The sequence below is a fragment of the Paenibacillus lautus genome (assembly GCF_050482385.1).
GTDB lineage: Bacteria > Bacillota > Bacilli > Paenibacillales > Paenibacillaceae > Paenibacillus_AQ > Paenibacillus_AQ lautus_B.
Window position 1 is genome coordinate 63,813 of sequence record NZ_JBCNHV010000023.1, and the last position, 19,998, is coordinate 83,810.

Annotated in this window: 14 protein-coding genes; 5 read left to right on the forward strand and 9 right to left on the reverse strand. The window is 49.7% G+C overall.

Going from position 1 to position 19,998, the window contains the following annotated elements; translation table 11 throughout:
* Nucleotides 1-16: 16 nt before the first annotated feature.
* Complete coding sequence (locus ABEW73_RS27525; protein WP_430173407.1) at nt 17-376, reverse strand: MerR family transcriptional regulator; 360 nt, start codon at nt 374-376, stop codon at nt 17-19.
* A gap of 120 nt (nt 377-496) precedes the next feature.
* On the opposite strand from ABEW73_RS27525, the gene ABEW73_RS27530 reads away from it, so the two are divergent.
* A complete protein-coding gene (locus ABEW73_RS27530) occupies nt 497-1,135 on the forward strand; it encodes a nitroreductase family protein (RefSeq protein WP_430173409.1) in 639 nt (212 codons plus the stop codon).
* Between the two features lie 400 nt (nt 1,136-1,535).
* Here ABEW73_RS27530 and ABEW73_RS27535 read toward each other — a convergent pair whose 3' ends face one another.
* Nucleotides 1,536-2,159 carry a nitroreductase family protein gene (locus ABEW73_RS27535; protein WP_430173411.1) on the reverse strand — a complete coding sequence of 208 codons (624 nt, stop codon included), beginning with the start codon at nt 2,157-2,159 and terminating at the stop codon, nt 1,536-1,538.
* A gap of 124 nt (nt 2,160-2,283) precedes the next feature.
* Here ABEW73_RS27535 and ABEW73_RS27540 point away from each other — a divergent pair, with 124 nt between their 5' ends.
* Complete coding sequence (locus ABEW73_RS27540; RefSeq protein ID WP_430173413.1) at nt 2,284-2,634, forward strand: winged helix-turn-helix transcriptional regulator; 351 nt, start codon at nt 2,284-2,286, stop codon at nt 2,632-2,634.
* Between the two features lie 65 nt (nt 2,635-2,699).
* On the opposite strand, the gene ABEW73_RS27545 is transcribed toward ABEW73_RS27540, so the two are convergent.
* The 7 genes from ABEW73_RS27545 to ABEW73_RS27575 all read right to left on the reverse strand — a co-directional run bounded on the left by ABEW73_RS27545 (nt 2,700) and on the right by ABEW73_RS27575 (nt 16,602).
* Nucleotides 2,700-5,672, reverse strand: coding sequence for a hypothetical protein (locus tag ABEW73_RS27545; protein ID WP_430173415.1), 2,973 nt, complete (start codon nt 5,670-5,672; stop codon nt 2,700-2,702).
* Nucleotides 5,672-6,931 (reverse strand): hypothetical protein, encoded by a 1,260-nt coding sequence (locus tag ABEW73_RS27550; RefSeq protein WP_076325289.1) that lies wholly within the window; start codon nt 6,929-6,931, stop codon nt 5,672-5,674. Before ABEW73_RS27550 ends, ABEW73_RS27545 begins: the two co-directional genes overlap by 1 nt.
* Nucleotides 6,932-7,005: 74 nt before the next feature.
* Nucleotides 7,006-7,647 carry a beta-mannanase gene (locus tag ABEW73_RS27555; protein WP_430173416.1) on the reverse strand — a complete coding sequence of 214 codons (642 nt, stop codon included), beginning with the start codon at nt 7,645-7,647 and terminating at the stop codon, nt 7,006-7,008.
* Nucleotides 7,648-7,664: 17 nt separating this feature from the next.
* Nucleotides 7,665-8,930 (reverse strand): vWA domain-containing protein, encoded by a 1,266-nt coding sequence (locus ABEW73_RS27560; RefSeq protein WP_430173418.1) that lies wholly within the window; start codon nt 8,928-8,930, stop codon nt 7,665-7,667.
* A 37-nt stretch (nt 8,931-8,967) separates the two neighbouring features.
* Nucleotides 8,968-11,352, reverse strand: a complete 2,385-nt coding sequence (locus ABEW73_RS27565) for a transcription initiation factor TFIID (RefSeq protein ID WP_430173419.1) — start codon at nt 11,350-11,352, stop codon at nt 8,968-8,970.
* Between the two features lie 3 nt (nt 11,353-11,355).
* Nucleotides 11,356-14,745, reverse strand: a complete 3,390-nt coding sequence (locus ABEW73_RS27570; RefSeq protein WP_430173421.1) for a tubulin-like doman-containing protein — start codon at nt 14,743-14,745, stop codon at nt 11,356-11,358.
* A 69-nt stretch (nt 14,746-14,814) separates the two neighbouring features.
* Nucleotides 14,815-16,602, reverse strand: a complete 1,788-nt coding sequence (locus ABEW73_RS27575; RefSeq protein ID WP_430173422.1) for a vWA domain-containing protein — start codon at nt 16,600-16,602, stop codon at nt 14,815-14,817.
* A 316-nt stretch (nt 16,603-16,918) separates the two neighbouring features.
* Between ABEW73_RS27575 and ABEW73_RS27580 the strand changes: the two genes are divergently transcribed.
* From ABEW73_RS27580 to ABEW73_RS27590, 3 genes are all read left to right on the forward strand, one after another.
* The gene (locus ABEW73_RS27580) at nt 16,919-17,071 is read left to right on the forward strand and encodes a hypothetical protein (RefSeq protein WP_164817485.1); all 153 of its coding nucleotides are present in this window, start codon (nt 16,919-16,921) and stop codon (nt 17,069-17,071) included.
* A gap of 160 nt (nt 17,072-17,231) precedes the next feature.
* Nucleotides 17,232-17,999 (forward strand): hypothetical protein, encoded by a 768-nt coding sequence (locus ABEW73_RS27585; RefSeq protein ID WP_430173423.1) that lies wholly within the window; start codon nt 17,232-17,234, stop codon nt 17,997-17,999.
* Between the two features lie 15 nt (nt 18,000-18,014).
* Complete coding sequence (locus tag ABEW73_RS27590; protein WP_430173425.1) at nt 18,015-19,928, forward strand: hypothetical protein; 1,914 nt, start codon at nt 18,015-18,017, stop codon at nt 19,926-19,928.
* The last annotated feature ends 70 nt before the right edge of the window (nt 19,929-19,998 follow it).

Here is a 19,998-nt window from a genome sequence, read left to right on the forward strand (position 1 = left end):
CCCCTATTAAAAGTCCTTAACACTTTGTTTGAAAATTTGCCTTTCCTTCCAAGACGGCATTCAAGAATTTCTTCGACTTTTTCAACCGCTTCTGGATATCTTCAATTTCTTTGATTTTTTGTTCAACCATTTTCGTCTTTGCCTCGTATGATAAGTTAAGTTGTTGATTTACTAGCAAACTTAATTCTTCTATAGAAAAGTCTACTGATAAAAGTGCCTTCACGTCTTCTAGAAACTCAACAACCTCTTCAGAATAAATACGATAATTATTGGCATCTCTTTTAACATAACTGTCCGGAATTAGGTTTTTACGTTCATAGAATCTTAATGTTGATATGGGCAGACCCGTTAATTTTGAAACATCATTTATTTTCATCATATGACCTCTTTATTCATTGTTGCTATAAACCTAGGTTTATAGTTCATAATGCGAATATGATAACGAACGACATACACAATGTCAAAAAAATCTAACGTTATCAAGAGGAGAGGTTCTATGTTTAACCATATTCAAAATAACGATTTCGCCAATATTGTTATGGGCCGACGTTCTGTTCGTAATTATGATGAGAACATTAAAATATCAAAAGAAGAGCTAAGTGAAATGATTTCGGAAGCCAGTTTGGCTCCATCCTCTGCCAATATGCAGCCTTGGCGTGTAATTGTGGTTGATACTCCCGAAGGAAAAGAAAAACTAAGACCTCTTGTGCGTTTCAATACATTACAAAATGATACGTCATCAGCCATGTTATTAATTTTTGGTGACACCCAGAGCTATTTATATGCAGAAGAAATTTACAATACAGCCGTGGAACAAGGAAAAATGCCAGCTGAAGTACGAGATCGTCAACTCGAAACCATTCTATCCATGTTTCCGACACTATCCAAAGAAATGAAAGTTGAAATTGCAAAAGTCGATAGCAGCCTCTTTGCCATGCAGTTCATGTTAGTAGCTCGTGCACATGGGTACGATACGAATCCAATGGCAGGCTTTGAAGCTGATCAGTTAGCAAAAGCATTCGATTTAGATGAAGAACGCTATGCTCCAGTTATGATCATTTCATTAGGAAAAGCCAAAGAGGATGGGCATGAGTCCGTTCGATTAGGTTCTGACAAGATTACATTTTGGAGGTAACCATTCTTCTTCAAAATAACATTAGACTCAAACTGCAGGTTTATATAGAAGCTTACTGTTAAAGGATCAAAATCGAAAACCTGTTAAGCTAATGAAAAACTCAATCAAAAAAAGGGAGCCGGTCATTGTGATCGGCTCCCTTGGTTTCAGTAATGCTCGCGGTGGCTACAATTCCGAGGAAATTTCTTCGAACTCATTCCCGTTACGGCTAAACTCAAGAGCCGTGTTAACATCGTCGGTCCTTATTCGTAATATCCTTGCACAGCGGGAAGACGCTTGTATTCCTCACGCTCTTCTACCGTACCGATGATGTCTTCAACCAGCATGGTCATCCGACGGATGTTCATCCATTTTGTTCCCTGTATGTACAAACAAGCAAACTAATATTTCATTCCATGAATTATATTTTGTTTTTATAAATGACTTTGTCCACATCGTGTCTAACGGTTTTATGACCTTGTTTAATTCCTTTTCCAATGGCTATCAGCATCACATCTTCATACCTGTCAGAAATCTGTAAGGCCGACTTTAACTGGTCGGAATCATACCCGGACATGGTAATCGTATGAAGACCTGCCTCGTTCGCCAGTAAAACTAACGACATAGACGCCAGGCTTGCGTCTCTTACTAATTCGAGCTTTAAATCTTCTTTTGATTTATTTAGATAATACTGGATTGCCGCATTGGCTAAGTAGTCTCTTAATGATGCGTCAAAATAACCCTTTTGGAATCCTTCTTCATGGATATTGATAATATTATCTTTTTCAAATGCTTGATAATCGCCTAATACAACGATTAGAACGGATGCTTCTATTACCTGTTGCTGATGAAAGGCGATGGGGAGTAACAAGTTCTTTAAATCCGGTTCGTCGATAACCAGGTAGCGTGTTGCTTGAATATTGTTTCCGTTGGGCGATTTACTGGCTCCTTCAATCAAAGCCGCCAACGTTTCCGATTCCACTTTATAATGGGGATCATAATGCCTGACAGAACGTCTTTGTTCTAATATCTCTCTCACACTCATTGTGCTCACTCCAAATGTTTTATTTACTCCATATTCCGATTATAATGGACCGTAAACTGACAGAAAATAACGCACAATAAAGTGGGTTAGCCACCTTTATGTGCCTATTCAGGAGGAATACATAATGAACAATCCCAATACGGGAATCAATATTTTTATGAATACGGTAGGAGGAAAGTGGAAATGTTTAATCCTCTTTTTCCTGAGTCAAAAACCAAGGAGAACAAAGGAGTTCTATCTGCTCATGCCGACCATAACGCAGAAAGTCTTAACCGATCAATTAAAGCAGCTGGAAAAAGATGAGCTTGTCCGAAGAGAAGTATTTAAAGAAGTACCGCCTAAGGTAGAATACAGTTTAACGGAGCTGGGCCAATCCTTCGTCCCTGTATTAAATACAATGTGTGAATGGGGCCACACCTATGCAACCGCACAAAACCTCGAAAGAGAAGAACAAATCTGTAGCCAGCATAAATAGGAGGTCGTGCAAAAGAGGCGCGAAAAAGAACGAGCAGACGATCATTCGTCTGCTCGTTCTATTGTTCAAACTCCCTCATCCGTCTCGTTCTCCGGAGTCTGCTCTTGCTCTTCCGAAAGCGCGCTTTCGTCGGACAGCTCATAAGAGACGCCATCTACAACAACCTTCTCGACAAGGGACACGTCAAGTGGCTGATCCAACTTCACGACGACCTGACTCGCATAAGTCTGGTTTCCCTGAGTGTTACCAGCACCTTCAGAAGACGGAGCGTCTTCGTCTTTGACCGTATCAGACGTGCCTTCCCCTTCTGTCCCCGTATTCGACTCTTCTTGATTCTCGGTTGATTCCGTCTCTGTTCCTGATGCATCGGTATCCGCTTCGCCCGTTGTGTCATCGGTGCACGCCCGCGATAATTCAGGGCTAGCGGCCTCAAACAGCGTGCTTGCGTCTTTGCCTACAACCTGTAGCTTATCCACACTGAAATCCCGGCAAGCCGCCGGCTGTTTAAAATGGAATCTCAGCTCGGTCTTGCCCTCCTGCTCGCCTTCCTCCACCACCGTCGCCGTCAATAACGGCTTTTCATGGACGGTATCGGAAGAAGCCGGAGGTGCGGTAACCGGGGGCGTGACGACCGGATTCGGATCAGCATTACCGTCCGCAGGTCCTTTGCCGTTTTGAATCATCATGAAGGCAGCACCAGCAATAACGATTACCACAAGCAAGGAAGAAGTGATTTTTACGAACCGCGAATGCTGTCGAAACCATCGCACCAACGGTGAAGCCAATTCGGCCCTGACCTTCGTATACACCGGTTTGAGGATGGGCGCAGGTGAATTGAAATACGTTTTCGCATAATCCTTATTCTTGAAGGCTTCACGGTCATAGGATTTGAAATAATGAACGATAGCGGCGGCATAAGCCGGAACAAGTCCCCGCGGTCTAACGAATACCGGCTGCTCGGCAGACCACTTAATATACTGGTATACCACTTCTGGACTCTGGCCGTATCTGTGCAAATAATCAAGCAAGCCCCGGTAGTCTACGGCACTGGAACGAATCTCCGTACAGAAGGCCAAGGTAATGCTATCAAATCTGGATGGCACCACATGGTTCTGCAGCCACTTTCGCATGATTTGCTGGGTTCGTTCCCGCTCCTCGGCTGACAGATCTGCCAGCACCTCCGCTCGAACCTCTTCACGGCTGGACCACTGGTAAAGGGCGAGCATGACTTCGGCCTTGGACCGAATCCGGGAGTCAAAACGCTCTACCCACCCCTTGAACTCCTTCGGCATTTGCAGAAACCCGATATCCAGCAGCTGTTTCTGGCTTAATTGCTCGGGCTCCAACTCACGCAAAAGAAAGAGGTTTGCCGCATAAATCAAGCGGTCTGCAAATGCAGTTCCGCCTTGGTAACGCCCCACTCCCTTCTGAGGATGATGCTCCAGCGAATCCAATTGATCCAGCACGGCGTTGACCGCTCTCACCGGATCCGGATCCTGCTTAAGCTTATCGACAAGCTGGGCTTCCGCTAGCCTGATATAATTCTCCTGTTCCAGCAGGAGAGGGTGATTCCGAACCCACAAGCCGATCAGATCTACCAAATCCGTAGGCGACGCCGCTTGCTGCATGCGCGTTTTCATGTATGGATCGAACATCAACGCCGGCAGACCCGGACTGGTCAACACCCTGGCATAGAAGGCTCGGCTTAGGGCCGGGCTGCCCTCCAGCAAGTCGTAAATTGCCTCGGTCACGTCTTGGCGCTGCTTCGATAAGGCGTTATTTAATGAGCGGATAAAATATTCCACAATCAGATCCTGATGCTGCCGGGGATTGATGCCGTGATAATCCTTAACGAATCCGGCAATCGCTGCATCCGGAACCTGTCCGCCTTTGACAAGCTCAAATTCCTGGGCAAACAGGGCGTGGAACAGCTGATCCAGCCGTCCCTTAGAATCCAGGGCGCCTGCCGGCTTCAAATAAAGCAGCAAAGCACGCAGCACGGCATGTTTATGCTCATGGTACAAGCCCTCTTGGCCTTCTTCAATCTGGAACAGCACACATAAATCGTCGTAGCTATCCGGCAAGATCCCAAGACCCGGCTCCATATCCGTAAGCATCTGCTCGGCGAAGGCAAAAAAGCGCTCGGAGCGATCGGGGTCCAATAGCGTCTCCCATGCAAAATCAAGATAAGGCTGCTCGGACCATTTCAGATCAACATTGATGACCCTGCCGGCAGCGAGCTCAAACAAATAGTCCTTCTCAATGCTGCGGTCGCCTAGGCGTAGACTGCCCTTCTCCACGAACATGAGGTGAAGTCCCTTCTTGCTCTGTGGCTCCTTGGCATAGGTTACGAACCCAAGGATCCGGCGCAGCGCATAGGGCAATCGGCCAAACAACACAAAGAGCAGTTGCTCCGCCTTCGCGGACAACTGTTCCACCGGGACATCCAGAACGATATATACCTTTTTCTTCCCGGCAGCCGCGAATATGCATGCGTAGAGCAGCTGCTTGAATATCTTCTCGTCGATCCCAAGCTCCTGCAATAAGGCTGGCGTCTCCTTGGATGAGATGGCGGCTTGAGAATCCGTCTGAACTGGAACGGCAGGAAGCTGCGGCAGATCTACGCCTTCATCGATATCGTAATGATCGGCAAACGAGGCCTGAAGCCAAGTCTGATAAGCGGAATGCTCATCGTCAAGAAAACCGTCGGGAATGACATAATGGTGCGTAAAAAAGGCACTTCGAAGTCCCGTAAAGTCCGCAGGCTGAAACACGCTTCGCCCCAGCACCGTTTCCCCTGTTTCTGTATGGAACAGATGAAGGGCTGCCGGATAAGCCGCCGCTTCCCTCTCGCTGCGTGCCGTCAGCTCGGCAGGAGCTTCGTATTGGCAAAAGGGATGCAGCACCTTTTTGATAAAGGAAGCCTCCAATCCGGACGAACGAGCCACCGTATCAAAGCCTTCGGCTGAACGGAATATGCCCCGGCGCTCCCGCGTGTACATTTGCTGCTGTATGGTTCGGGATGGGAAATCCGGCACTAGTCTTCCCTCCCCTGAATATACTTCAGCTTGTACAGAAGCCAGATGAACGGCTCATCGACCCGAATCGGGCTGACAACGCTTTGCAGCTTCTGATCGACAGGGTTGCTGCCTAGAGCCGACACGGCAAAATACGCTGTATTGGAAAAGTACACATCCATCGTTCCCTTGAACGGACGGTCGACCTTCTCGATAAAACGGCGGATCTCGCCGTCAATATTTTCAAATTCGGTCAAATTCATAAACTTGCGGTGCACCACATTGTTAAAGATGTTACTGTTCAGCTTCACGTATTCGCCATCCTCATCCTTAAGCGCATGAAGCATGTCGCTCTTGGTTAAGACGACGGCTGTCGGAATATCCGTCTTGCCCTTGTCCTCATAAGCGATGAAATCGCCGAACATCGTCAGCACGACATCCCGCGGCTCATCATACTGGGACACCCATTCACCAGGCTGGTCACCGAATTTCAGGCGAATTTTCTCCCGAATGGAGCGGATTTGGAGCGGATCCACCATAAACAGAATACCCGCGGAATTCTTGATATGCTGTCCGTGAAGTCCCAAGTAATCCTCGTCCACCATGCCCTCACCCGCTACGTCAAAAAATACGAGGGTTAACGGCGGCTTGGACTCATCCTTGAACACGAATTGGAAAATGAAAGGCTCCTGCATCTTCTCCTTCTGCGTGGACGCGAGCAAATCTCCGCGCTCGAATAACGGCTCCTCATAGCCCGTACGGAACTTGCGGCTAATCTCGGCATTCAGCGGCATGCAGGCCGCATCGAAATGATCCGCCGTCGTATGCTGCAGCGTATGAATAAGCGAAGTCATATAGACCGACTTGCCTACTTGGGAAGCACCGATAATCGAGATAATATTGCTCGGCACCTTTCCTGCAGTCACCGGAAGCTCATTATGGCATTTCGGGCATAACCGTCTGCGCGTTACGACACCGTAGCGGTCGTTCAATCCAACCAACACGTGATCGGAATAAATGTGATGCTCCTCCGGTATGTCGCTCGGCCTGATAATCGCTTCAATATCATAAACGGAATCCAGCCCAAAGCGTTCCCGGTACCGATTCAGCTCATCATCTTCCCCAAGCGCATAGTCCTCGTCATCTTCTCGATCGTGGGCAGCCCGGAAGACAACCTCCTTCGGAGCAAACTTACTGAAACAGTAAGGGCACACAATATCATAGAACAGCGGCTTTGGCTCCGGCTCCGGTTTTTTCTTGAATATATCAAAAATGCCCATCCTTTGTACCTCCCTCTGAACCCTATGAATTACACACTGACGCCTTCATCGTGGTTACTGTATGTTCTATCTCTCTATCTATAAACGAGCTCATACCGTTGTCCATACTTCTTACCATCCGTAAAAAACAGGCGAATATAATCGTTCTTGCCCACCTCAATCGCAGGCAATTCGTTGCGTCCCGCTGCAAAATCCGTAACGAAAGGGTACAAGATGCCGTCTTCCTTGTTGACCGGATAAGCCCCCTGCTTCTTCACGTAACATAAAACATCCTTGGGTACTGGCACTTCCGCCGTCACCTGAATTTCAATCGTCTTATAGGGCTGCAGCCAGCGACTTTTTTCACGGATGGAGTATGCCAGCATGGCTTTGCCAGTGCTGAACTGAATGCTGTTCGCTTCATCCGGCTGCCTGATTAAGGCTATCTCTCCGTCTTCGGGAGACATGGCGTACACCGTATACGTGATCTGACCAATCCCGTCCACTCGGTCCCGATACCCATTGTTCGCCTTGTACTCGTCTCGGGTATACAGGCGCAGGCTGCCAGGCTCCAACTCTCCAGCCGGCGGACCAAATCCATCATCCATCGCACGGTGAATATATACCGCTTGAAGACCTGGCGGCCAGCTCCATCGGAGCGTACAATAGTTCTCGTCTAATTGATAGCTTAATCCCTGAATGACCCATTCTCCGGGCTCCGCATTTTTAAAACGCATATCGAACGCCCCCTGCTTTAAAATCCTCGGCTTGTTGAATCATTCGGCCGTTGTCCTCGTCCCGTTCGGCCTGGCCGCTGCTCGTTACGAATGATCTTGCTGTTCTCCTTAACCGGAATCACCAACGTGAACAAGGCGATGACCCCTGCGAGGATGAAGCAGGCCAGCAGACGAACGAAGGCATCCTTGACTTCTCCCCCGGATAGGCCATATTCCAGTACAACGCCCGCGAGCACGCCGGATACCGCGCCTCCGATGCTGAAGCTAAGCGCAAGATGGCGGTTATCAAACACAATGCCGAGGGCCAGGCCCATGGCAGCGCCAATGAGCAGCATCGCAGCGATTCTTACCATCTGATAATAAACGCTATCTTCCATAACGCCCGTGCGTTTCGTCAACAGGGTACGATCCCCGACGTCGTCATAGATTTTCTGGAAGACAAAAGACAAATCTGCCGCATTCTGCACGTCGTAATATTGCCCGCCCGTTTCGGCGGCAATCGTCTGAAGCAGCTGGGCGCCATCCTTGTAGATAAGGCTGAGGCCAATCGTATTCACCGCGATTTGCTGCTGCTTGTAGTCCGCAAGCACACGCGCATGATCGGTTTCGCTAAAGCCGTCCGACAGCATAATGACCATGGCGCTTCGGCGGGCATCATGGCTCTCTTGAATATGAGTCATGGTATCCTCCAGCGCGAGACTGATGTCCGTGCCGCCATCATTCGTTTCCAAACTGTCGATCTCTGCGGTGATCTCATCCTTGATTTCTTGGTTCTTTACACGTGTGAACGGCTGCAACAACGTTGTAGCATGATCAAACATGATCACGGCTACACGGTTATCCGCATCCATGCGGTTGATCAGATTTTTGGCTGCCGTGTACCGGTCCTGATTCGGGTCCGTGTCTTTCATGCTGCCCGAATTGTCAATGACCAGCACGATATCCTTCACCGGTTTGGCGCTGCCCGGGTTCAACTGGTACACCCACTCAAACAGCATGCCAAGCAAGAACAGTGCCACCAATGTGGATGGAATCAGCAGCTTCCACGATGTGCCTGTGTATCGCTGTCTCCATGAGCTCCCATTCAAACGAGGGGAGATCAGTTCTGCGATGAAGCAGGCCAATCCGATGCACAAGGCCAAAATTCCGAAATAGATCCCTGTAACTACGATGACGGGAAGCCCTGTCCCCCATTGGCGGAGCAAAAATTCCCCAATGGTAAATCCGATTCCCCCACCGACTAGACTAAACAGCAGCAGGAGAGGGTTTATTTTTCGTTGCACAATACACGCCTACTCTCTGTATCAGAATTTAAGAACGCTAGCGCAGCTCAGGAAGTTGCGCCGGTTCCATTCCATGAAATTCATAACCGTTTGCCGTATAGGTCTCGTAGTAGGTTCTGCCATTCCGGTAGTACATCAGATCCTCCAAGTGGAAACCTCCCATCAGGTTCAGCTTCTCAACCCCGCTTGAGCGCTTCTCATGCACGATGCCAAGCTTGTACACCCGTAAAGCTTCGTCGGCGTGGATCGCATAGCGGACGAACTCGCTGTCGGCATCGCCGAAGAAATATTTCTCCTCGTATCGATGCTCCTGCGTATAGTCAAGCAGCCTGACTAGCGTAACAGAGTTCTCCTCCAGCATCCGGTAAAGCACCTTAAACAGATCTTCCTTGGCAAGCACCTGCTTATTGTTGTAGTCGATGGTCACGTTGGCCCGCCGCAGCAGTTCTTCCTCGAAGGTCTGCACGAACGGCTCTGCCGTCAATAGATCCCTCAGACAGACCCGGATCATGTTCGACAAGATCGGTTCCGTTCCTTCATGCGTAACGATGGAGAGGTTGCCGACAAACCGTTCTTCGAAGAATACTCCCTGGCCGCGCTTGCTCTCCAATTCCAGCATCAGCTCTTCCGTTACCAGGCCATAATACTCCATCAGGTTCTGGCCAATATAATCGTCTGCGGTTCGGATGCTCGACTGGGCTGCTTCCAGCAATTCCGCTTCGAGCTGGTCCAGCATGTTCGCCTGCTGCTTGTACTGACGGTGAATCCGTTCGAGCTCCGTTTCATACAACCTGTAGAGCTCAAGCTCCGTTTCCAGCTGCAAAAGCTCATATTTGCGTCGATAGACTTCGCCCACGAAATATCGAATGAAATGGCGCACATTCTGTTTATCCCGAAAAGGAAGCTTCTTAAACGGCTGACTTTCCACGCTTTCCTCATAATAGCGGTTTAGTCCGTCCTGCTCGCTCTTCAGGAGGCTGCCGAGATCCCGGATTCGGGAACGAACCGCTTCAAGCAGTATCCCCTCTCCCGCCTTGTCGCTCGTCCACTCCACGATTTGATAACAGCCGATTTGCGAATGAGTCGCCAAAGTGCGGCGCAGCGCATCATGCAGTTCTTCTGCGGTGCTCATATCACTCAGTCTCTTTCGGGCCGCTAGCTCGTAATTGCCGTGAAAAAACTGCCGGCAGCCATCTCCGAAGAGCGCCTCTTCTGCTTCACGAATGTTCATCCGCTTCAGTCCGGCATAACTGACGGGGTGTGACATCATCCCCTTTAAGCCGTCCAGATGCTCTGCGTCCGGTAGCATCCGGCCCGCTTTTGCCGATACGGCCTCCGGGTCAAGACCGAAATAGGTCAGGCACTCATGAACCTCCGGTTCGGGTCCGCCCTTCATGCGAAGGAGAAGTCCGCGGCACAGATGATAGAGGACCGTTAGCGCAATCGGCTCGTTCGGTCTCTTCACCCGGGCAAAGCCAGCGGAGACAAAGCCTTGGCGGCCGGATTCCGTCATGATATTGCTTTTGAAAGACGTATTGTTGTATATGCCCCGGACTCCGTCATAGGTTTCATCCTTCTGCTTCCGGTTCTTAAGCAAACCCAGATGGCAGATGATATCGTAGATATCCTGCATCCCGGCGTAACCCGATATGCCGCGTTCATTCTTATCGGACAGCACATAGACGAGATCAAACAATGGCGAAGCCGGGTGAACGACTGGAATCGTCAGCCCATCCTCCGTTACCTGCAGCGGTGCGGAGAAGCTGTATTCCCGGCTCTGCATCAGCTCCAGCTCCCGCAAGAAGGCAACACCCACGGAGCTCGCATAGCCATAAGATTCAATCTGCTCCCTTTCATTAATGAGCGCATACAAATCCATTTGCACCGACTTGAATGACTGCTGGAAAATCGATTCGGCCAGTAATGAAATTTCCGGTATAAACACATTACACAGGTCGTCGACCCGTGTAATGACAGACAGATGAATCCGGTCAAAAGATGAATAGCTGCGCCCATAGTCTGCGATGTGGTGGCTCAGCTTTCGAATCGCTTTATTCAACCCAGCCAGGTGGTGCGGATCTCGATAGAAGCCCTGGTGCAGCTCCTTGCGTACGGATTTGGATGCGCCGTCTGATTCCGGCAATTGCAGATGATACCGGTGAAGGCGACCGGAGGATTCGGAGCCTTTCGGCTCCCCCCCTCCATCCTGGCCCGTTCCCACCTGCAAATAGATGACACTTGCGCTGTTGTCCCATTTGCGGTCATGTATCTCCATGATCGGTTCGATTGCGGACGCTGTCTTATCACCGATGAACAAGTATACCTCCGGGTAGTGGATGCTGCTCTGATCATCCTCCATCAAGGTAAGCTGCTCTTCCGATTTGGCATAGCCGGCAGCATACTGGCGAAGAATTTCCCTCATCGTCTATTTCAACCTTCTTCGGATGTCATTTAATTTCGAGGAGACCTGTCTGTAGAACTGATATCGTTCTTCACCATCCGCAAGCTCCACCTTCTCGTATTCAAGCCGGTCGCGCGTTTCCAAGAACCGCTCGGCCAATTCTTCCAGCTTCGTGAGCAGTGGCGTAATATCCTCGGAAGCGGTCAGCTCCTGATCGCGACGGGAGGATTTGCGAAGCAGCGTGCTGCGGCTTTTCTCATCCAGCTGACGGAAGTGCTTGTAGACTTCATACTCCACGTCATTCACGCTTTTCAGCAGATTGGCAAACGGCTCCCAGGAATCCTCTTCCGGATCGCGATCATAAACGAAGAGCGCACCCTTCTTCGTGATGGTTCCGGTGTACAACGCCTCAATAAATTGATCAAGCCATTTCTCCTCATTCTGATTATCGCTGATCAGGAGCTCGAACTCCGTGACTTTGGCCGCGATGGCGGCATATTTCTTCAGCTCTTCCCGCACGCTGCGGATCATTTCCGGCGAACGAATCAGATTTTCCTTGGCCATCTCCTCGTTGATGCTGTTGAAAATATCCTTGGAGCCCGCCGGCTCCAGCCCCTCGTTCAGTAGACGCTTCAGCTCGGTCCATGCCCGCTTCACTTCCCCAAGGTTAGGCTTGGGACTATCCAGCTGCAAGTCATAAGCACGAAGCAGCTCGTTCAGATCAAATGGCTTCGTAAACACGACCGCATAGCGGCTGCTCGTGTTCTGGTCAACATCCTTCTGGACGATGACCTTAAAATCAAGCGCCTGGTTAAATTCGGCGCGAACCCGGGCGTTGTAATCCTGAACCCGCGGATTGACGTAGGTATCCCCCCAGGATTTTTCGGGAATCGGCGATGGCAGGTACGTCCAATTGTTACGATCCGTCTGCACCAAGTGACGTCCAACGCCTTCCTTGTCCATGATCGTGCGTTCATAACTCTCTTCATAAACCTTAAGCGGCGTATAGACGAACAGCGGCACGCCGTTCTTCGTATTCAGCCAGAAGATCCGGTTTTTCACTTCGCTCTCTTTCACGGTGAAGTGAGACTTCCCGACCGAATTATTCTGATAATTGCGAATTCCCTTCAGAATGCTTGGCGCCTGTACAGGCACGGACACAAAGCCCCAGGAAGGGAAATACAAATTGCCTGCGCTGTTGCTCAGATGGAAGACCGGGACGGCTTCATCATCCAGCTTGCTGGCGATATTGCGCTCGACAAATTTTTCGATGGAATCCTCCTGCCCGAATTTCATGACGAGGAAATCCTCCATCGAGCGGGTAATCAAATCGCCGAATTTATCGGTAAGAAACTCCGAAATGGATCGGACGATATCAATCTCCTGCTCACGCGTCCAACGATTAGCATGGCTCAGCAGCTCCTGCGCGAAATCGCGGATGAGATCGTCCACATCCTTCTGATCCATGATTTTGTTGATGACGTCGGAAATATCGGGCACGCTGACCAGGTTCCAGTAATACGTCTTATTCCCTTTATGATCCTGTTGTTCTTCACCGTTAACGAGAATATCCCCATTCTTGGCGAAGATCGAATTCAGGGCATTTAGAATTTCCGTATATACGCTATAAATCCGGTTATTCTCCTGGTTCAGCAGATCGTATAAATCCTCATAGAACTCGATCATCTGCTCGGTGCGTTCCACATCCGCTTCCAGCCAATATTCGTTGATTTTGGCTTCAATATAGATGTTCTTCTTCTTATCCTTCGAGACAAAAGCGCTCTTCGCATCGCCCAGGCGCTCGATGGCCTGTTCTCTGGCCGACTCAATATCACGGGGAATGCGGGTCAGATTCTCGCGCAGCGCTTCGATGTAGGACAGCAGCATCTTCAACAGGCTGAAGCCCTTCTCCGTATATATCAATCGGGATACGTAAAATGGTCCTTGCTGCGGATGCAGGAACATGCGGCGTATTTGATCGCTGAACTGAGCCACGATCTCGCCCGGCAGCTGCTTCTTCGCTTTAATATACTCCTCGCGGGCTCTCGCCAAGAAATTCTGCTCCAGCTCCGTGTCCATATTGATGACCTGGTTCTTCACGACATTCGCGTAGCTGAGCCGTTCGCTATTCTGGTATCCAGGCAGCGGCTCCGGTACGCGGGACTCAAAATTCTTCGTCATCGAGTCCAGATCGATACCCAGCTTGCTTGCGAATTTCTCGACATCCTCCTGGCTTGGCGCCTTCTCGAACATGGTTTGCATTTTGCCAAAGACGCGGTACGCCAGATAAGTAGTCATCTCTTCGATTGGCAGCACAGCTGAAGATGCGCCGATAATGTTGTAGTCGTAATTGGCAGGATACGCCTTGTTCATCTGCGCGATATTGGTGCGGATGTTGCTGATATAGTCATGGATCGCAAACTCTTCGCCGGACTGTTTTTCCTCGCTGGCCATGAAGTTCGTGATATTCTCTGCAGTAACGTTCATGCAGTAATCATAGGCATTTTCCAGCAGTTTGCCTTCCGTATTCGTAGCGGAAATCAGGTGGCACAGATTAAACGGAGGCAGCGGAGAGTTCACGGTCAGAATGTTGCCGTACTGCTGCTTGAACCGCTCGCCTCTGGCATCCACGTTCATCCAGTAATCGAGCTCTTTGAGCGCGGCGTAACCGTTCTTCTTGATGTATTCGCGCGTATGCTCGCTCAAGCTTTTGTTCGCCAGATTAATATCCGGCGTAAACAGATAACCGAGCGTGTTCACGCGGTCAATGCCGGCAGAGCCGTGGTCCCGCTCGATAATGCCGCGAACGATATAGGCAATGTCCAAGAAGCAGCCGCTGCCTGTACCGCCGGACAGCCCCGTCAGCAGGAAGACCATCAGCTTTTTGTTCGTTCCGACTGACAGCGTCTTGATCTTCTTGTCGATCGCCTGCACCACTTGCGTAATTTTCGTGAACAGGAGCAAGCGCCCCGCTTGGCGTACGCCTGCGGCCCCATTCATGCCGTCGGTAATGCTCAGCTCAGGCGACAGCCAATCCGTAATGTAAGGCTCCAGGATGCTCCGATTTTGAAGGAGGCCTCCAATCTCGGCGTTGGAGAGAAGCACGAATTCATTGATCGGATCAAGCCCGATGCCTTTATATCGTTTATTTTTATCCTGTTCGTTGGTCTCAAAAGCCAGAAACTCCACATTATCCGGCTTGTCCATTCTCTTCTTGGACAACGGATCCTCCGGCAGCTTGAAACGGCGGTTAATCTGATATTTCAAGCGCAGCAGTGCATCGATCCCCGTCCCTCCAAGTCCAATGATAAGAATCGGATTGTCGATGGTATCCACCCGTATTTTCTCGCTAACAATCCCGCCTCCGAGTGAAACGTCAAGCTGCTGTATATGTTCTCTAACTACCGGTTTCATAACTTCCCCTCCTGATAGGTCATGGCTTTAAGCTTCGGTGCTAAAAATCGACCTTTTTGAGCACGCACTTTAAGCCAAATATTCAAATAATATCGTTTTGTCCGCCTGCTGAAGGGAAACTCTCAGCCGGTCTCCGTTCTTCAGCTCGGTCCCATTCGTTGTATCCAGAGCGCGTCCGGACTTCTCGATTACGGCTGAAGAATTGTTCTTTAGTATGATGCGGTCGTTCTTGCCTGGCATGAAGAGGATTTTCTCGGTCTCCTTCAGCTCCGGAGCAAGCTGCAGAAGCTGATGCAGATTGAACTTCCCTTTGAACGAAGCCAGCTTCTTGTATTGCGGGGAAGTCTTCTCGCCGGTGTTCTCATCCCTGATCTCGATCACGATCTGACCGACAAAACCTTTGTTCGCTTTCTTAATCGCGCCGAGTATGAAATATGCAGCCGCTCCAACAATGAGCAGTGCCGCGATGCCAATGATTACGGGCCATAATGGAAAAGGTTTCGCATCCTCGCCCGCAGTCATCTCTTTTCCACCGCTTCCGGAGCCCGCGGCTGCCGCTTTTGCACTAATCTTCACAGGCGCGCTTTCGCGGTAGAAGCTCTGCTCCTCCGCCCGCACCCTCAGCTCGTAGTCGTGCTTCTGCGGAATCTTGTAACTCCCTTCAAAGCTGCCGCCTTTATTCTCAAGCTTGACCTCCGACTCGTCCCCGGTGTCCAGATCCTTAACCAACAGCTTGGCCGTCATATTGCCGTACTGTTCTTGGTCTTCCAGCTTCTGTCCATTGCTGACGAGGTACGCGTTAATGTCAATCGTATCCCCTGCCTTTACCTTAGCAGATGGCGGAGGATCCATAGCCAGCTCCAGGTCGTAGTTGAATACGAGGTTAATGTCGATTTTGTCTTTCGATACACCTTTCACCTGCAGCTTCCAATCGCCTTGCTGCGGCTTCAGCAGTTTGAGCAGCGAATAGGAACTGGAAGTGGATCGCAGTACATTGGCCGAAGGAATGGTCTGCTCGGCGCCAGCAGGATCGACCAGTTTCACGTCAACGGGGCTGGAGGACATAATGGAAATGTTCGCCTCCAGCACGTTCGCATTCGGCACATGCACCGTAACCTCCTGATAGCTTCCGTTGCCGGTAATCGATTGTACCGGAACGATCTTAAGCTGCTGGTGGCTGGCAAAAATCTCGCTTAATATTTGCGGAAGGTCATCCGCCGAACTGGTCGTAAAGGATTTGCCCCCCGTTTGGTTTGCCAATTCAGCCAACGATTCTTTATTCAGCTTCCCGTCAGCATTCAGCCCAATTGTATAAATCGGAATGCCGCTCCCCTTGGCCTCCTTGACGGCTTGGGCTAAATCGTCTGAAGCCTCCTGGCTCGTCTTGCCCGTGTTTGGATCCAGGTCATTGTTACCGTCGGCCAAAACAACGATCATCGGCGCATGCGCCGGGTCCATTCCCTGCTTCAGCACTTTTACGGCTTCATCGAGGCCGACGGACATATCCGTGTACGGACCGCGATCCAGCTGATCGATAAACTCCTTCAGTACCGCCTTGTCCGCCTCCGACTGAATTTCAAGCAGCGCTTTCTCCCGCTGAATCCGGTCGGTATAGGAAACGACGCCGACCTTGTCGCCTGTGGTGGCCAGCATGTCGATAAACATCTTCATTGCTTCGCTGCTGATCCTATCCGGATCACTGTTTTTCATCGAGTTGCTGGCATCCATCACTAGGACGGCATCAATCTTGGAGCCTTGCGAGGCAGCCATTGCCTGAGGCAGGGTTCCTCCGCTCCAGGTCAGGATCAGCAGCACCGCTGCCATCAAAGAGGGCAGCCATTTATTTTTACGTAACATTGAATTACTCCTTCATCCATTTAGTCTAGCATCAGGTGGATGCCTCGGTTCAATTGTCAGACCATTAGTCTAACTGTAGGCAATAAGTCTTAAAATTACATGAAAGAAAGCTTAAAAAACAGTGACGGGAACATCCATTTCTCTGGTGGATTTATATAGAAAATACCATGCTAATCACTAAAATATACCAGCACTATGTCCATATGATATAATTATACCTGCCAAAGTTCAACATAATCAGTCGTACCACCCGGACTTAGGACACAAGGCTCACCCACCATTTTCGAACAAATACGATGCCGAAAGGAATAGATATATGATTACATACGGATGTCTCGGGATTTTGTTTCTTTTTGTCATCATCAAGATCACGGCCTACTTCAAGCGTAAGAAGAACGCCCCGACGCCGGAGCAGCTGCATCAGACCCTGCTTGAAGTTGCCAACTCACAGAGGGAACAGCATGGATAAGAAAAAGCCCGTACAACTTCGTCCCTATAATAAAACGAGATATGTCTACCAAAAGTTAAGGGTTTGCAAACATTGCCACAATTTCACGATTCTTTGGGAAGATAGCTGCGCTTTCTGTAAACGGAGCGCCCTTGTCCCCGTTATGGAACTTGCAGAGAAAATGGCCAAGCGTTCCATGCAGAGTGACCGACTTCTCTTCTACATTATAGGGCTCTCTGCCGTACTTCTTAGTCAGACCTTCTTGCAGATCGTGATCTCCTTTGCTTTCATGGTGGTTCTGCTCGTATGGTTATGGCTGATCCAGCGGCGAGTGCTGCATTCCGAGACCCTGCACGCTCTGGACAAGTTAATACGAAGTCATCAAAAACAGATTCTTGATGGCCTGGATCTGAACAAAGCAACGGCTGCTGCCGCCATCAAGGAAGATGCCCAACTAGGGTATGAAATCGTCAGAGAAATTGCCTCCTTGGTCCGGAATGACCGCATCCGTCTGCAGCAGATCGTTCTCCTGCAAAGCTTCAGCTTGCGCAAGGATATGGAGCTTGAACTCGAACCGCTATTGCTGGATGAATTTGATCCGGACCTGGCTGCCTATATCGGTGAAATCGCCAAAATTAAACGCGAGTTGATTAACAGCAAAGCGATCCAATACCTGCTCGACCATGAATCCAACATTTTACGGATGGAGCAAGGCAGGCAGATTATGATCGACGCTACCGGGGCAGCGGTACGGAAGAAAAAATATATCGATACGTTCCCTGATTTTATTAGCCGCTATGCGGATGGATTGCCGAGATATCGCTTCCTCCGCTTGTATCAGATCGTACGCCGCAATCCCGGATTGTCGTGGAACGGCCTGCGGGACCGGGTATCGGCCATTTATAATGAACACTATCGCTCGGACCCTGATTTTCAAAAATGGGATTAGAGGGGCCATATCGTTATGACGATGAAAAACACGCTAACCCTGCGTAATTTGTATCTTTTTTTATGTATAGTCCTTCTGCTGCTGATCGGATATAAGGGATTTCATATCTATCAGAAAATCGAATCGATGGCACAAGCAGAGTTATTGTATGCTCAGAAGAAGATCGTTCAGGCAGAAGAATGGTATCAGAAGGCGCGAAATAACCGCTCCCTTCTATATAAAGAAGAACTGCTTGCCTCAAGACTGCAAGAGCTTGAACCCATTACTTCCATGAAGCAGAGCCTTTCCTCGCTTGATCATCGATTGAGCCAAGTCGGGGAAGCAGGCGATTTTTCCGGCTTCATGAACGTGTATGCCGAATTGCTTGATACGGAGCAGAAGCTGACGGGGCAACAAGGATCTTATGCTTCCTACTACGATGAAATTGCTGCGTTTTACGGAATCCCCGACGATGTGAAACGGATATTCCTGCAGTTCATTGGTATGTTTAACCGCCAGGCCGACGAGCTGCTTGAAGAGTTGCAGTATGACGACAACAGCTTCAAATGGAATTTGCTCCGCATTCCGGATTCATTCTACGGCGGGGAGAAGCAGAAGAATGACAAGCTGCTTAGTCTGTTCCAGCGTTATGACGAAATGGTTCTAACCCGTCTGGCAGGAGCCGGACAGTATACGGATCTGCTGAATTGGTCACACACCATGAGTTCCGAATATGCCAGCCGATCGCTGCCGACGGCCTGGTTGAATGGCAAGACCGATGAACTTGTGTATACCATGCTGCAAAAGGATGTCCAGCGAGAACGGCCCTCTGATTTTGTTTCACACGCCATAGGGTATAGAGACTACTTGGACCGGAGCGATCTGAAGAACGCTACAATTATGGAGTATATTCAGAATCAGATGAACCGGTGGATCACGGCGGCTGATGGGATGGTACAAAGCCAGAACTACGAAGAAGCGGTAGCACTCTATGAAGCGCTGTCGGGATACCAGGATATGAATAGTAAACTGCAAGCTGCCAAACTGGCTTGGACCATTCACGATCCGATTCGTTTGTTCCAAGCGGCTGGTCTGAAAGGCAGCTTCAGCTACGTGAGCGGAGGCGGGAATCGTTTCGGAGGCTTGGCGTATGCCATTGGAGTCGATGAGGGGAATATCATCTATTTAGCGGTCTTGAATGCTGATGAAACGGTGCAATTATTCCATAACCGTGATTACCCGTCCGACATCGCCATCCACCAGGTTTCAGTTGAGGAATCGCTTAGCACCGCGAAGAATCCGGTTATCCTAGTGGAAAGCGATGCGGGAACCGGTCTGGTGTTGTATTCAGGCTATGAAGCCAGAAATTCCAACCTGATGCCGCTGTTCCAGTTCACAGCCGCAGGCTATCAAGCGCAGCCGGATAAGTCTTTGCTGGTCACCAATCTGGAAGGAGTAAGCCCGGAAGAGATCGCCATCTTCGAGCGTCAGGGAGACCAATACGGATTCACTGGGTATCAGGTCCAGTATACCGACATCGATATCGCTAATATCGAGAGATATCCGAATGAGAAAGTACGCTTCTCTGTACATATCCCGGAAGGTGGCTATGGTGAGGTCTTAGCTGAACGCGATGGATACCATGTCATTTTAAAAGGAGAACTGGATTTCCCAGCAGGGAGCGCGACCCTAATCGGAACATTCAGCGGATATCAGCAGTTGGAGATCCCGGGCAGCAGCCAGCCTCCTGCGACACCAGACCCTGTCGAACCGGAGATCGGACAAGTTGATGGAGAAAGTCCGGATGAAACTGAGAATCCAAGCGAACCCGTGACTGGCAATGAGCTCGATCCTGAGGATGCCCAACAAGACAATAGTGAGAAAAGCGACAGTAGCGGATCCAGTCAGCTCACGCAGGTGCCAGTTATTCAGGTGGAATCGATCGAGTAAGTATAACAAAAAGGCTACGCCCCTTATCACCAGGACGTAGCCTTTAAAGCGCCCTTTAATGGAGGAACAT

Coding starts and splice junctions, on each gene's coding strand:
- ABEW73_RS27540 (WP_430173413.1), top strand. CDS start 2,284: ATGAACAATCCCAATACGGGAATCAATATTTTTATGAATACGGTAGGA.
- ABEW73_RS27570 (WP_430173421.1), bottom strand. CDS start 14,745: ATGAAACCGGTAGTTAGAGAACATATACAGCAGCTTGACGTTTCACTC.
- ABEW73_RS27530 (WP_430173409.1), top strand. CDS start 497: ATGTTTAACCATATTCAAAATAACGATTTCGCCAATATTGTTATGGGC.
- ABEW73_RS27585 (WP_430173423.1), top strand. CDS start 17,232: ATGGCCAAGCGTTCCATGCAGAGTGACCGACTTCTCTTCTACATTATA.
- ABEW73_RS27590 (WP_430173425.1), top strand. CDS start 18,015: ATGACGATGAAAAACACGCTAACCCTGCGTAATTTGTATCTTTTTTTA.
- ABEW73_RS27565 (WP_430173419.1), bottom strand. CDS start 11,352: ATGAGGGAAATTCTTCGCCAGTATGCTGCCGGCTATGCCAAATCGGAA.
- ABEW73_RS27580 (WP_164817485.1), top strand. CDS start 16,919: ATGATTACATACGGATGTCTCGGGATTTTGTTTCTTTTTGTCATCATC.
- ABEW73_RS27555 (WP_430173416.1), bottom strand. CDS start 7,647: ATGCGTTTTAAAAATGCGGAGCCCGGAGAATGGGTCATTCAGGGATTA.
- ABEW73_RS27535 (WP_430173411.1), bottom strand. CDS start 2,159: ATGAGTGTGAGAGAGATATTAGAACAAAGACGTTCTGTCAGGCATTAT.
- ABEW73_RS27550 (WP_076325289.1), bottom strand. CDS start 6,931: ATGGGCATTTTTGATATATTCAAGAAAAAACCGGAGCCGGAGCCAAAG.
- ABEW73_RS27575 (WP_430173422.1), bottom strand. CDS start 16,602: ATGTTACGTAAAAATAAATGGCTGCCCTCTTTGATGGCAGCGGTGCTG.
- ABEW73_RS27525 (WP_430173407.1), bottom strand. CDS start 376: ATGAAAATAAATGATGTTTCAAAATTAACGGGTCTGCCCATATCAACA.